The sequence below is a fragment of the Micrococcus sp. EYE_212 genome, assembly GCF_023147585.1.
Lineage (GTDB): Bacteria > Actinomycetota > Actinomycetes > Actinomycetales > Micrococcaceae > Micrococcus.
In genome coordinates this window covers 30,921-45,036 of record NZ_JAHXOZ010000013.1, presented here as the reverse complement: position 1 = coordinate 45,036, position 14,116 = coordinate 30,921, and the positions used below count along the sequence as shown (strand labels likewise).

The window sequence follows — 14,116 nt, the reverse complement described above, 5'->3', positions numbered from 1 at the left end:
ACGCGGCCGCTCGGCGCGCTTGGCATCGGGGACGTGGTGGCCGAGCTCAAGCCGCACTTCCCCGCCGTGAGCGCCTCCAAGGTCCGATTCCTCCAGGAGCGCGGCCTGGTCCATCCGGAGCGCACCCCGGCCGGATACCGCCGCTACACCCCGGCCGACGTCGACCGGCTGCGGTTCGTGCTCACCCTCCAGCGCGACCAGTTCCTCCCGTTGAAGGTGATCCGGGAGCACCTCGACGCCGTCGACCGCGGCGAGCGCCCCCAGGACCTGCCGGGCGGGGTCACGCTGGCCCCCCAGTCCGAGGCCGAGCGCCTCGGCCACGAGGTGGCCGGAGGCGAGCGGCGGCGGTCCCGCGCCGAGCTCGCGCGGGACTCCGGGGCGGCGGAGGAGCTGCTGGAGGAGCTCGAGAAGTACTCCCTGCTCCCCGTGGACGACGACGGCGGGTACAGCGTGCACGCCGTGAGCGTGGCGAGGGCCGCCGTCGCCCTGGCCGCCCACGGGCTCGAGCCGCGCCACCTGCGCCCCTTCCGTGCGGCGGCGGACCGGGAGCTCGGCCTCGTGGAGCGGGCCGTCGTGCCCCTGACGTCGCGCCGCGACGCCGCGACCCGCACCCGCGTGGCCCGCCGGGCCCACGAGATCGCCGAGGCGTGCCTCCAGCTGCACTCCGCGCTGGTGAGCACCGGCCTGGAGCAGTGGGATGACTGAGGGCGGGGACGGCATGGCCCGCGGACCGCACAGGCGCGGTGCGGACGTGCCGCTCACGGTGCTCGGCGTGCGCGTCGAGCTGCCGGAGCAGCACCACGTCGTCCTGCTGCTGAACCCGGAGGGGGACACGATGCTGCCCCTCTGGGTCGGGGCGCCGGAGGCCGCGGCCGCCGCGCTCGCCCTGGACGCCGCACCCACCCCGCGGCCGCTCACCCACGAGCTGCTGGTCTCCGTCCTGGCGGCCCTGGGCCAGACGCTCGAGCGCGTCCGCCTCACGGAGGTGCGGGACGACGTCGTGCATGCCGAGCTCCACCTCAGCGGCGGCGCGACCGTGGACGCCCGGGCCTCCGACGCCGTGGTGCTGGCCCTGCGGGCCGAGGCCCCCGTGCTGTGCGACCCCGCGGTGCTGGCCGAGGCCGGGATGGACGCGCGCGGGCAGGAGGCCGGAGACGAGGGCGAGCTGGACGACTTCCGTCACTTCCTGGACTCGGTGCGCCCCGAGGACTTCGGCTGAGCGGTGCGCCCGGGCCCGCGCGGTGACGCCCGGCGAGTCCCCGCGGGCGCGAGCCGGGAGGGTCCGGGGGCGCGACACGACCGCCGTTCACGGCCGGGTTCGTTGACCGGCCCGGGGCTCGGACGTACCGTCGAGCAGAAGGGTCCCGCACCGTGGACCGCCAGGACGCGTCCCCGCCTCGCCGGCCGGGCCGTCCGGGCGTCCTCGGCATCTCGCACGGGGCCCATGATCAGAAGGGTCCACCCATGACGCCGAGGACAGGTGCCGGCCATCCGCCCGTGATCGACGGCCGGCAGGACAGCCTCTTCGAGGCCGCCTCACCCGACGGCGACGTCGGCTACCGCGGCCCGACCGCGTGCAAGGCCGCGGGCATCACGTACCGGCAGCTCGACTACTGGGCGCGCACCGACCTCGTGGTGCCCACCGTGCGCGGAGCGGCCGGCAGCGGATCTCAGCGCCTCTACTCGTTCCGCGACATCCTCGTGCTCAAGGTCGTCAAGCGGCTCCTGGACACGGGCGTGTCCCTCCAGCAGATCCGCACCGCCGTCGCGCACCTGCGCGAGCGCGGCGTCGCGGACCTGGCCCAGATCACCCTGATGAGCGACGGCGCCTCCGTGTACGAGTGCACCTCCGCGGACGAGGTCGTGGACCTCGTGCAGGGCGGGCAGGGCGTCTTCGGGATCGCCGTGGGCCGCGTGTGGCGTGAGGTCGAGGGGAGCCTGGCCGACCTCCCCAGCGAGCTGCTCGGCGCCGCGACGGACGAGCCCGCGGACGAGCTCGCCCGGCGTCGGCACGCCCGCCGGCCCGCCCGCAGCGCTTCCTGAGACCCGCCTGGCGGCGGCCCCGCGCGTCATGTGTGGGTCAGGTCAAGGGAAATCAGGGTGCGCTGTGACACACTCGGGGTATGAATGCACCTGAGGAATCCGTCACCACCCGCAGCGCCGCGGGTCGGCAGGCCGAGGCCGGTTCGACCCCCGTCTTCTCCAAGGTCCTCGTGGCGAACCGCGGCGAGATCGCGGTGCGCGCCTTCCGTGCCTGCTACGAGCTGGGAGCCCGCACCGTCGCGGTCTTCCCCGTCGAGGACCGCAACTCCATCCACCGCCAGAAGGCGGACGAGGCCTACCGCATCGGCGAGGAGGGCCACCCGGTCCGCGCCTACCTCGACGTGGACGAGATCATCCGCGTCGCCAAGGACGCCGGCGCGGAAGCGATCTACCCCGGCTACGGCTTCCTCTCCGAGAACGCGGGCCTGGCCCGCGCGGCGGCCGAGAACGGCATCACCTTCGTGGGCCCGCCCGCGGACGTGCTGGAGCTGACCGGCAACAAGGTGGAGGCCCTGCGCGCCGCGAAGAAGGCGGGCATCCCCACGCTCGCCTCCTCCGAGCCGAGCGCGGACGTCGAGTGGCTCCTGGAACAGGCGGAGGGCATCGGCTTCCCCATCTTCGTCAAGGCCGTCGCCGGCGGCGGCGGTCGCGGCATGCGCCGTGTCGAGCGACGCGAGGACCTGCGGGACTCCCTCCAGGCCGCGATGCGCGAGGCGGAGACCGCGTTCGGCGACCCCACGGTCTTCCTCGAGCAGGCCGTCCTGCGCCCCCGGCACATCGAGGTCCAGATCCTTGCGGACTCCGAGGGCAACGTGGTGCACCTCTTCGAGCGCGACTGCTCGCTGCAGCGGCGCCACCAGAAGGTCATCGAGATGGCGCCGGCACCGAACCTGGACGAGGACATCCGCCAGGCCCTGCACCGGGACGCCGTCGCCTTCGCCAAGGAGATGGGGTACGTCAACGCCGGCACCGTCGAGTTCCTGGTGGACACCGCAGGCGAGCGCGCCGGCCAGCACGTGTTCATCGAGATGAACCCCCGCATCCAGGTGGAGCACACGGTCACCGAGGAGGTCACGGACGTCGACCTCGTGGCGGCCCAGCTGCGCATCGCCGGCGGCGCCACCCTGCCGGAGCTCGGCATCACGCAGGACTCCCTGCACGTGCGCGGCTTCGCCATGCAGTGCCGCATCACCACCGAGGACCCGGCGAACGGGTTCCGCCCGGACACCGGCACCATCACGGCGTACAGGTCCGCCGGCGGCTCGGGCGTGCGGCTCGACGGCGGCACCATCTACGCCGGTGCCGAGGTCAGCCCCCACTTCGACTCGATGCTCGTGAAGCTCACGTGCCGCGGGCGGGACTACGCCACCGCCGTGCGCCGCGTCCGCCGCGCGCTGGCCGAGTTCCGCGTGCGCGGCGTGGCGACGAACATCCCCTTCCTCATGAACGTCATGGACGACCCGCAGTTCCTCAGCGGGGACGTGGCCACCGACTTCATCGACAAGCACCCCGAGCTGGCCTCCGTGAACCGCTCGCAGGACCGCGGCTCCAAGGCGCTGCAGTTCCTCGCAGACATCACGGTCAACCAGCCGCACGGCCCCCGCGTCGAGGGCATCGACCCGCGCGACCGGCTGCCCGAGCACCCCGGGGACAAGCGCCAGGAGCCCGACCGCTCGCCGTTCGACGGGCCGAGCCGTGACCCCGCGGCCGTGCCGCCGCCCGGCTGGCGCCAAGTGCTGCTCGAGCGGGGCCCGGAGGGCTTCGCCGCCGCGCTGCGCGAGCAGACCGCGCTGGCCGTCACGGACACCACGTTCCGCGACGCCCACCAGTCCCTCCTCGCCACCCGCGTGCGCACGCGCGACCTCCTGGCCGCCGCGCCCGCCGTCGCCCACACCCTCCCCGGGCTGCTGTCCGTGGAGGCCTGGGGCGGGGCCACGTACGACGTCGCCCTGCGCTTCCTGCACGAGGACCCGTGGAAGCGGCTGGCCCTGCTCCGCGCGGAGCTGCCCAACATCCCGATCCAGATGCTGCTGCGCGGGCGGAACACCGTGGGCTACACGCCGTACCCCACCGAGGTGACGGACGCGTTCGTGGCCGAGGCCGCCGCCACCGGCGTGGACGTCTTCCGCATCTTCGACGCCCTCAACGACGTCTCCCAGATCACCCCGGCGATCGAGGCCGTGCGGGCCACGGGCACCGCCGTCGCGGAGGCGGCGCTGTGCTACACGGGCAACATGACCGACCCGGCCGAGACCCTCTACACCCTCGACTACTACCTGGGGCTCGCCCGCCGGATGGTCGACGCCGGCGCGCACGTGCTGGCCATCAAGGACATGGCCGGGCTGCTGCGCCCCGCCGCCGCGCGGGAGCTCGTGGGCGCCCTGCGCGCCGAGTTCGACCTGCCCGTCCACCTGCACACGCACGACACGGCCGGCGGCCAGCTGGCCACCCTGCTCGCGGCCTCCGAGGCGGGCGTCGACGCCGTGGACACGGCCACCGCGTCCATGGCGGGCACCACGAGCCAGGTGCCGCTGTCCGCTCTGGTGGCCGCGCTCGAGCACACCGAGCGGGACACCGGCCTCGGCCTCGACGCGGCCACGGCCATGGAGCCCTACTGGGAGTCCGTGCGCACCGTGTACGCGCCGTTCGAGGCCGGCCTGCCGGCACCGACCGGCCGCGTGTACCGCCACGAGATCCCGGGCGGCCAGCTCTCCAACCTCCGCACCCAGGCGATCGCCCTGGGGCTGGGGGAGCGGTTCGAGCAGATCGAGTCGATGTACGCGGCGGCCAACGGCCTGCTGGGCAACATCGTGAAGGTGACCCCGTCCTCCAAGGTGGTGGGCGACCTCGCACTCCAGCTCGTGGGCCAGGGCGTGGACCCGGCGGAGTTCGGGGAGCGGCCGCAGGACTTCGACATCCCCGACTCCGTGGTCGGCTTCCTGCGCGGCGAGCTCGGCGACCCGCCCGGGGGCTGGCCGGAGCCCTTCCGCACGAAGGCCCTGCAGGGCCGCCGCGAGGGCGCCGGCACGGCCGAGGTGAGCTCCGAGGACGCGGCCGCCCTGGCCGCCGGCGGCCAGGAGCGTCGCGACACCCTGAACCGCCTCCTCTTCCCCGCCCCCACGCGGGAGTACGAGGCGCACCGCGACGAGTTCGGCGACACCGGGACGCTGCACACGCGCGACTTCCTCTACGGGCTCGTCCCGGGGCGGGAGCACGTCATCTCGCTCGGCCGCGGCGTCCGCCTGCTGGCCGTCCTGCAGTCCGTCTCCGAGCCCGACGAGAAGGGCATGCGCACCGTCATGCTCACCCTCAACGGGCAGCTGCGCCAGGTGATGGTGCGGGACCGCTCGGTGGAGTCCACGATCCGCACCGCCGAGAAGGCCGACCCCGCGGCGGCCGGCCACGTGGCGGCGCCCTTCGCGGGCTCGGTGACGGTGCAGGTCGCCGTGGGCGACGCCGTGGAGGCCGGCCGGCCCGTGGCCACGATCGAGGCCATGAAGATGGAGGCGGCCATCACCGCCCCCGTCTCCGGCACGGTCTCGCGAGTGGTGACGGAGGGCGTGACGCCCGTCAACGGCGGCGACCTGATCCTGGTGATCGACGGTCAGTGAGCCAGCGACGACATGCCCCCAGCCCCTAGGCTGGGGGCATGTCCACGTCTGAGGAACACTTCGACCTGATCGTCATCGGCTCCGGATCGGGCAACACGCTCATCACGGAGCACTGGGAGGGCCGCCGCGTCGCCCTCGTGGACTCCGGCACCTTCGGAGGCACGTGCCTGAACGTGGGCTGCATCCCCACGAAGATGTACGCCTACCCCGCCCAGCTCGCGGCGACCCCCGCCGAGGCCGCGCGCCTCGGGGTGGGGCTCGATTTCACGGGGGCGGACTTCCCGGCCATCCGCGATCGGATCTTCACGCGCATCGACGGCATCAGCGCCGACGGGCTGCGCTTCCGCAGCGAGGACCAGCCGCACGTCACCGTGGTGCGCGAGGAGGTCAGGTTCACGGGGGAGCGGCGCCTGGAGACGGCGACCGGGCGCGTGCTCACCGCTGACCGTGTGGTCGTGGCGGTCGGCTCCCGCCCGGCCGTGCCGGACGTCCCGGGCATGGACCTGCCCTCGGTCCACACCTCGGACACGGTGATGCGCCTGGACCGTCTCCCGCGCCGACTGGTGGTGGTCGGCGGCGGCTACATCGGCGTGGAGTTCGCCGCGATCTTCTCCGCCCTCGGCTCCGAGGTGATCGTGCTGAACCGCGGACACCGGCTGCTGAAGGAGCACGACCTCACGGTGTCCACGCGCTTCACCGAGATCGCCCGCGAGCAGTGGGACGTGCGCACCGGATGGACGCTGGCCGGCGTCGAGCCCGCCGAGGACGAGGCGCGCGCCGCCGACGGCTGGGTGCGGGTCCGCCTGGACCCCGCCGAGGGCCAGGAGCAGAGCGGGACGGTGGAGGAGATCGAGGCCGACGCGGTGCTCATGGCCGTCGGCCGCATCCCCAACACGGACCGGCTGCACGTGGACGCCGCCGGCCTGGACCTCACCGAGGGCGGCGTGCTCGCGGTGGACGAGCACCAGCGCGTGCTGCGCGGCGGCGAGCCGGCCGAGGGGGTCTTCGCCCTGGGCGACGCCGCCAACGACTGGCAGCTCAAGCACGTCGCCAACCGCGAGGCCCGCGTGGTGGCGCACAACCTCGAGCACCCCGACGACCTCCGCGCCATCGGCGACGTCCCGGTCCCCGCCGCGGTGTTCACGCGGCCCCAGGTCGCCTCGGTCGGGCAGACCGAGGCCCAGGCCCTCCTCGAGCACGGCGCGGAGGCCGTCACCGTGAAGGTCCAGCGGTTCGGCGACGTGGCGTACGGCTGGGCCATGGAGGACCGTGAGGGGCTGTGCACGGTGGTGGCCGAGCGGGCGACGGGACGCATCCTGGGCGCCCACATCCTCGGGCACGAGGCCGCCAACCTCATCCAGCCCTTCGTGCAGGCCATGACGTTCGGGCTCGACGCCCACACGATGGCGCGGGGGCAGTACTGGCCGCACCCCGCCCTCACGGAGGTCATCGAGAACGCCCTGCTGGGGCTCGACGTCCCGGACTGCGGGCTCCTCTGACGCCGCCCCCGCCACGCCGCCCCGGTCAGGGGCGGGGGGCGGCGCCCGCGTAGATGTCCTCGATCTCCTTCTGGAAGTCGCGGAGGATGGCCGCGCGCTTCATCTTCAGCGAGGGCGTCATGTGGCCCTCGTCCTGGGAGAAGTCCCGGTCCAGGATCCGGAACTCGCGGATTCCCTCCGCGCGGGACACGGTGGCGTTGGCGCGGTCCACGGCGGCCTGGATGTGGGCGCGCACCTTCTCCTCCCGGGCGGCGGCGGCAACATCCAGGGTCCGGGGCAGGCCGTGGGCGGCGAGCCAGGCGGGCAGGGTCTCGGCGTCGAGGGTCACGATCGCCGCGACGAAGGGCTTCGCATCGCCCACGACCATCACCTGGGAGATGAGCGCGTCGGAGCGGATGGCATCCTCCAGCTGGGCCGGCGCCACGTTCTTGCCGCCGGCCGTCACGAGGATCTCCTTCTTGCGGCCCGTGATGCGCAGGTAGCCGTCGTCGTCGAGGCTGCCGAAGTCGCCGGTGCGGAACCAGCCGTCCTCGAAGGCCTCGGCGTCCGCCTCGGGGCGGTTGTGGTAGCCGCGCATGAGCGAGGTGCCGCGGGTGAGGATCTCCCCGTCCTCGGCGATCCGGACCTCGTTGCCGCCCAGCGGAAGACCCACCGTGCCGATGCGCAGGCCGCCCGGACGGCCGACCGTCACGGGCGCCGTCGTCTCGGTCAGGCCGTAGCCCTCGAGGATGGTGACGCCCAGGCCGCGGAAGAAGTGCGCGAGGTCGGGGGAGAGGGGGCCGCCGCCGGAGACCGCGTACCGCAGGCGTCCGCCCATGGCGGTGCGGATGCGACGGTAGATGAGCGCCGAGTAGAAGGCGCGGCTGACGCGCAGCGGCACGGGCACCTTCCCGGAGTCCAGGGCCTTGGAGTAGCGGACCGCGATGTCCGCGCCGCGCTCGAAGATCCGCCCCTTGCCCCCGGACTGCGCGGAGAGCAGTGCGGCGTTGTAGATCTTCTCGAACACGCGGGGCACGGCCAGGAGGAACGTGGGCTGGAAGGACTGCAGCGAGCCCGAGAGCTGCGCGAGGTCCGCGACGTGCCCGCAGCGCGCGCCGGCCCCCACGGTGAGCACCGAGACGAAGCGTGCGAACACATGCGCGAGCGGGATGAACAGCACGGTGCTGGCGTCCTCGGTGACGACCTCGCCCAGCGAGGAGGAGAGGGTCTGGTTCACCAGCTCCGCGAAGTTCCCGTGGGTGAGCTCGCACCCCTTGGGGCGGCCGGTCGTGCCCGAGGTGTAGATGATCGTGGCGAGGTCGGCCAGGTGCGTGGCGGAGCGCCGCGCCTCGAGGTCGGCCTCCGTGACGTCCGCCCCGAGGCGGGTCAGCTCGTCCAGTCCGGCGCCCGGCTCGCCGTCGGGGGCGTCCATGGTCCAGAGGCCCACCAGGGCGTCGAGCCCCTCACGGTGCACGGCGTCCCGCACGGTCTTGGCGCGCTCGGCGGTGTCGGCGACCACGGCGCGAACACCGGAGTCCTCGAGGATCCAGGCCACCTGGGAGGCGGACGAGGTCTCGTAGATCGGCACGGTGACGGCGCCGGCGTACCAGATGGCGAAGTCCACCAGCGTCCACTCCAGGCGCGTGGCGGCCATGAGGCCCACGCGGTCCCCGGGACCGATGCCGGCGGCCATGAGCCCGCGGGCGAGCTCGGCGACGCGGTCGCGGGCCTGCGCCGCGGTGACGTCCCGCCAGCCGCCCTCGCCCTCGGGCACGGCGAAGAGCGCGGCGTCCGGGCGTTCGCGGGCCTGGCGCTCCAGGACGTCGGTGATGTTGGCCTCCGGCGACAGCCGGGGGTGGTAGGGCTCGCTGACCTCGCGCATGGTCCTCCTTGGGTCGGGCGCCTCCTCTGCGCCGCTGCGGGGACCCGGACGGATCGCGGCGTGGACGCACGGGGCTGGCAGGTGAGGCGGATCACAGGCCAGCCTACCGCAGGAGCCCCTGCACGGCGCCGGCGACGGCGGTCCGGCTGCGCTCGACCAGCAGCTCCCTGTCGAGGTCCATCGTGGCCACGTGCCGACTGCGCGGCAGGGGCACCACCTGGACGGGAGCGCGGCGCAGTCCGCGCAGGAGGGTGCGGTGGCTCGCGGCGGGGACGACGGCGTCGCGCGCCGAGCGGAAGACCGTCACGGGAGCCGTGACCCCGCCGAGCCCGCGGCGCGCCGCCCGCTGGATCGCGCCCACGGCCGCGACGCCGGCCACCGGCGTGCGCTCGTACGCGAGCTCGTCCGCCTCGGGGTCGGCCACGTCGTTGGCGATCGAGGCCACGGTGGGCACCACGTGCCGCAGCAGCGGTGCGGCCGGGGCGAGTGGGCTCGCGAAGCGCAGGGCGGGGTTCACGAGCAGGACGCCCGCCACCGGCCGGTGCGCGGCGGCGTCGAGGGCCAGGGCGCCGCCCAGGGACAGGCCTGCGACGACGACCGGCAGCCCGCGGGCGAGCTCGGCGTCGACGGTCCGGCGCACGGCCGCCCGGATCTCAGGGGCGGGGGTGTCCGCGAGGTCGCGCCAGTGGGTGCCGTGGCCGGGGAGCAGCGGGACGGCGACCTCGGAGCCCGCCGCCGCGAGGCCCTCGGCCCACGCCCGCACGGAGTGGGGACCGGAGGTGAAGCCGTGCAGCATCACCACGGTGTGCGGCACGCGGGCGGGCGCGGCGGGGGGCAGGCGGAACGGGCGGTGCTCGGCGCGGACCTCGGAGTGCTGGACCATGGCGTCAGACTACGGCGGACCCCTGCGTAGGATGGTCTCCGCACCCGCCCCGTCTCCGGAAGGCCCCGACGTGTCCACGTTCTACTGGTCCGCCAAGACCTTCGTCGTGGCCCCCGCCACCCGCGTGCTGTTCCGCCCCTGGGTCAAGGGCCTGGGCAACGTCCCGGCGTCCGGCCCGGCGATCCTCGCAAGCAACCACCTCTCCGTCTCGGACTCCGTGTTCATGCCGGCGATGCTCGACCGCCAGGTGCACTTCCTGGCGAAGAAGGAGTACTTCACCGGACCCGGCGTCAAGGGCTGGGTCACCCGGAAGTTCTTCGAGGCCGCCAACCAGCTGCCCATGGACCGCTCGGGCGGGGCCGCCTCCCTGCGCTCGCTCGAGGCAGGCGTGGACTGCCTGCGCCGGGGGGACCTGTTGGGCATCTACCCCGAGGGGACCCGCAGCCCGGACGGGCGGCTGCACCGCGGCAAGATCGGCGTGGCGAAGCTCGCCCTGGCCACCGGCGCCCCCGTGGTGCCGATCGCCATGATCGGCACGGACCGCGTGCAGCCGATCGGACGCAGCCTGCCCTCGATCCGCCGCCTCGGGATGATCTTCGGGGAGCCCCTGGACTTCTCCGACCGCGTCGCGGACGCGGACGACCCGCGCGTCCTGCGCGAGGTCACGGACGAGGTCATGGAGGCGATCCGCCGGCTCTCCGGCCAGGAGTACGTGGATGCATACGCCGGGGACGTGAAGGCGGGCCGCGCCGTCGCCCCGCCCCGGAGACGCCCGGGCGCGTGAGGCGCGGGCCGCCGCGCCGCGTCATGCGCGCGCCCCGGCCCCGGTGCGCCCCTAGCCTGGAGGCATGAGTTCGGACCCCCGCGATCAGATCCTGGCCTTCGGCACCGCCATCACGGAGGGCGCCGCGGACACCCCGGGCCTCGACGACTGGCGCTCGCTGCCCATCACGCAGGCCCCCTCCTGGGCGGACCGGGAGGACTACGAGGCGGCCGTCGCCGAGCTGAGCACCGTGCCCCCGCTCGTCTTCGCCGGCGAGGTGGACGTGCTGCGCACCCGCCTGGCCGCCGTGGCCCGCGGTGAGGCGTTCCTCCTGCAGGGCGGCGACTGCGCCGAGACCTTCGCCGGCTCCACCGCCAACCGCATCAGCGCCCGCGTGAAGACCATCCTCCAGATGTCCGCCGTGCTCACCTACGGGGCCTCGATGCCCGTGGTGAAGATGGGGCGGATCGCCGGGCAGTTCGCCAAGCCGCGCTCCTCGGACACCGAGACCCGTGACGGGGTCACCCTGCCGAGCTTCCGCGGGGAGATCGTGAACGGCTACGAGTTCACGGAGGAGGCGCGCCGCCACGACGCGCGGCGCATGGTGCGGGCCTACCACACGGCCGCCTCCACCCTGAACCTGGTGCGAGCGTTCACGCAGGGCGGCTTCGCGGACCTGCGCAGCGTCCACCAGTGGAACCAGGGGTTCATGGCCAACCCCGCGTACGCGCAGTACGAGGAGCTCGCGGCGGAGATCGACCGCGCCGTCCGGTTCATGGACGCCGCCGGCGTGGACTTCGAGGCGATGCGCCGCACCGAGTTCTACTCCGCGCACGAGGCGCTGCTCCTCGACTACGAGCGTGCACTGACGCGCGTGGACTCCCGCAGCAGCGACCCCTACGCCACGAGCGCGCACTTCCTGTGGATCGGGGAGCGCACGCGCGACGTGGCCGGCGCCCACGTGGACTACCTCTCCCGCGTCCGCAACCCGATCGGCGTGAAGCTCGGCCCCACCACGACGGCGGCGGACGCGCTCGAGCTCGCGGAGAAGCTGGACCCGGAGCGCGAGCCCGGCCGCCTCACCTTCATCACGCGCATGGGGGCGGGCGTCATCCGTGACGTCCTCCCCGGGATCGTGGAGGGCGTGCGCGATGCGGGCGTGCAGCCGGTGTGGGTCACCGATCCCATGCACGGCAACACGGTCACCGCCGCGAACGGCTACAAGACGCGCCGCTTCGAGGACGTCATGGACGAGGTCAGCGGATTCTTCGAGGTGCACCGCGCCCTCGGCACCCACCCGGGCGGCATGCACGTGGAGCTCACGGGCGACGACGTGGCCGAGTGCCTCGGCGGCTCGGAGCCGGTGAACGAGGCCGACTTCGACGCGCGCTACGAGACCCTGTGCGACCCGCGGCTGAACCATCAGCAGTCGCTCGAGATGGCGTTCGCCGTCACCGACGCGCTCTCCCACCCCGAGCGCGGCTGACCTTCGGCGGGGAGGGCGCCGTCAGAGGCCCCAGACCTCGACGGCGGTGCCCTCGTCCAGCTCCGTCCCGGCGGCAGGGCTCTGGCGCGCCACGACGGGGGAGCGCTCCCGCAGCGGCGTGAGCGGGGCCTCGTGGACGCGCACCGTGAAGCCCAGCTCCTCGAGGGCGGACCGGGCCCGGGCCACGTCCTGCCCGCCGAGCTCGGGCACGACGCGGCGCGCCGGACCCGCGGACACCACCACGCGGACCGCGGAGTCCGGCGCGGCCTGTGCTCCGGCGGCCGGGGTCTGGAGGAGCACGGTGCCGGCCGGGACCTCGCGGTCGGTCCGCCGCTCCGCCACGCTCACCCGCAGCTGCCCTTCGGCGGCGCGCGTGTGGGCCCGGGTGATGGTGGAGCCCGTCAGGTCCGGGACGGACACGGGGGCCGGGCCGGTGGAGACGGTCAGTTCCACGCGCGTGCCCGGGGCCAGCGGGTCTCCCGCGGCCGGAGCGGCGGCCGCCACCGTGCCGTCCGAGTAGCGCTCGTCGGCCCGGGCCGAGACCTCGACCGCCACACGGGCATGGGCTAGCCGCTCCTCCGCGGTGGCGCGGTCCAGCCCCTCGAGCGCCGGCATGACGGCGACGCCGGCCGCGCCGAGCGGGGCACCGCCCGAGCCGAGCGTCCATCCCAGGAGCAGCGCGGCACCGGTGAGCAGGAGGGTGACCGCCGTGCCGATCGCCACCGTCCTGCCGGCCCCCTCGCCGAGCGGCACCTCGGGCCGGCGCGCGGCGCGACGGCCCTCACGGGCCGGACGGGGGGTGGCCGCGGGGCGCGCGCGGGACGCGGCGGGCTCCCGCATGTCAGGACGGTCTCGCGACGCGGGCGGGTCCGTGCGCGGGAGCGGCGCCGGGTCCGCCGCCGGTGCCGGGGATGCCGAGGATGCGGGCGCCGGGGAGGAGCGGGGCGTGGAGGCGCCGTGGACGGCGTCGAGCACGGCGGTCTCGGGGTCGCCGGAGTGCCGCGGCGCAGAGGCCAGCACCCGCGTCTCGTCGTCCACCGGGACAGGATGGCCGTGGGGACGGTGGTCCAACTCCTCGGGCGTGAGCCGCTCGGCCAGGGAGTGCAGCTCGGTGAGGAGCGCCCCGGCGTCGGCGGGACGATCCGCGGGGTCCGGCTCCGTGCACCACAGGACGAGGTCGTCGAGGGGCTCGGGCAGTCCGGGGACCACCGAGGACGGCACGGGCACGCGCTCGTGCACGTGCCGGTAGGCCACGCGGATGGGGGTCGCCGCCGGATAGGGCTGCCGGCCCGTGAGCAGCTCGAAGAGCACGATGCCCGCCGCGTACACGTCGGCGCGGGCGTCCGCGGTCCCGCCCGTGATGAGCTCCGGGGCGAGGTAGGCCGGCGTTCCCACGAGCGCCTGGCCGGTGGCGGTGTGGGTGGTGGCCGCGCGGGAGAGGCCGAAGTCGGCCACGGTGATCCGCCCGTCCGTGGAGACCAGGACGTTCTCCGGCTTCACGTCCCGGTGCACGAGCCCCGCACGGTGGGCCGCCGCCAGGCCGTCCACCGCCGGGGCGAGGACGGCGAGGGCCTCGCGCGGGGTCAGCGGCGCGTCCTCACGGATCACCGTGCGCAGCGTGTGGCCGGGCACGAGCTCCATGACGAGGTAGGCCAGCACCCCGCCGTCGCCGTCGTCGGTGTGCCCCTGGTCCAGCACCGCGACGACGTGCGGGTGCGAGAGCCGGGCGGCGATCTTCGCCTCGCGTTCGAAGCGGCCCACGAGGGCCGGGTCCTCCGCGAGGTGCGGGTGCATGACCTTGAGCGCGACCTCGCGGTCGAGGCGCAGGTCCACGGCCCGGTAGACCGTGGACATGCCGCCGCGGGCGAGGCGGTCCCGGACCTCGTAGCGGCCGTCGACGATGCCCCCGACGAGGGGGTCGCGGCGTGTGCTGCTCATCGCTCCAGCCTAGAGGACCGGATCCCGCCCGC

At 74.5% G+C, this 14,116-nt stretch carries 10 protein-coding genes; 7 read left to right on the top strand and 3 right to left on the bottom strand.

The genetic code is table 11. From position 1 onward, the window contains the following. The first annotated feature begins 24 nt into the window (after window positions 1–24). The 5 genes from KZX60_RS09305 to KZX60_RS09285 all read left to right on the top strand — a co-directional run bounded on the left by KZX60_RS09305 (window position 25) and on the right by KZX60_RS09285 (window position 7,153). Entirely contained in the window at window positions 25–705 is a 681-nt protein-coding gene (locus KZX60_RS09305; protein WP_248117802.1) for a MerR family transcriptional regulator, read from the top strand. After that, window positions 698–1,219: a bifunctional nuclease family protein gene (locus KZX60_RS09300; RefSeq protein WP_248117739.1), complete on the top strand. Its 522-nt coding sequence runs from the start codon at window positions 698–700 to the stop codon at window positions 1,217–1,219. The genes KZX60_RS09305 and KZX60_RS09300 overlap by 8 nt, the downstream gene beginning before the upstream one ends. Window positions 1,220–1,464: 245 nt before the next feature. Next, window positions 1,465–2,043 (top strand): MerR family transcriptional regulator, encoded by a 579-nt coding sequence (locus tag KZX60_RS09295; protein ID WP_248117737.1) that lies wholly within the window; start codon window positions 1,465–1,467, stop codon window positions 2,041–2,043. An 80-nt stretch (window positions 2,044–2,123) separates the two neighbouring features. Continuing rightward, window positions 2,124–5,654 (top strand): pyruvate carboxylase, encoded by a 3,531-nt coding sequence (locus KZX60_RS09290; protein ID WP_248117736.1) that lies wholly within the window; start codon window positions 2,124–2,126, stop codon window positions 5,652–5,654. Between the two features lie 38 nt (window positions 5,655–5,692). Continuing rightward, window positions 5,693–7,153: a mycothione reductase gene (locus KZX60_RS09285; RefSeq protein WP_248117733.1), complete on the top strand. Its 1,461-nt coding sequence runs from the start codon at window positions 5,693–5,695 to the stop codon at window positions 7,151–7,153. Between the two features lie 25 nt (window positions 7,154–7,178). Here the strand turns inward: KZX60_RS09285 and KZX60_RS09280 are convergent, their stop codons facing one another. After that, the gene (locus tag KZX60_RS09280) at window positions 7,179–9,014 is read right to left on the bottom strand and encodes an AMP-dependent synthetase/ligase (protein ID WP_248117731.1); all 1,836 of its coding nucleotides are present in this window, start codon (window positions 9,012–9,014) and stop codon (window positions 7,179–7,181) included. A gap of 103 nt (window positions 9,015–9,117) precedes the next feature. Next, on the bottom strand, window positions 9,118–9,897 hold the full coding sequence (locus KZX60_RS09275) for an alpha/beta fold hydrolase (protein ID WP_248117730.1): 780 nt from the start codon (window positions 9,895–9,897) through the stop codon (window positions 9,118–9,120). Between the two features lie 70 nt (window positions 9,898–9,967). Between KZX60_RS09275 and KZX60_RS09270 the strand changes: the two genes are divergently transcribed. Continuing rightward, a complete protein-coding gene (locus KZX60_RS09270; RefSeq protein WP_248117729.1) occupies window positions 9,968–10,681 on the top strand; it encodes a lysophospholipid acyltransferase family protein in 714 nt (237 codons plus the stop codon). 64 nt (window positions 10,682–10,745) lie between these two features. Then, window positions 10,746–12,146, top strand: a complete 1,401-nt coding sequence (locus tag KZX60_RS09265; protein WP_248117728.1) for a 3-deoxy-7-phosphoheptulonate synthase class II — start codon at window positions 10,746–10,748, stop codon at window positions 12,144–12,146. Window positions 12,147–12,167: 21 nt separating this feature from the next. Here the strand turns inward: KZX60_RS09265 and pknB are convergent, their stop codons facing one another. Then, window positions 12,168–14,084 (bottom strand): Stk1 family PASTA domain-containing Ser/Thr kinase, encoded by a 1,917-nt coding sequence (gene pknB / locus KZX60_RS09260; RefSeq protein WP_248117720.1) that lies wholly within the window; start codon window positions 14,082–14,084, stop codon window positions 12,168–12,170. Window positions 14,085–14,116 lie beyond the last annotated feature (32 nt).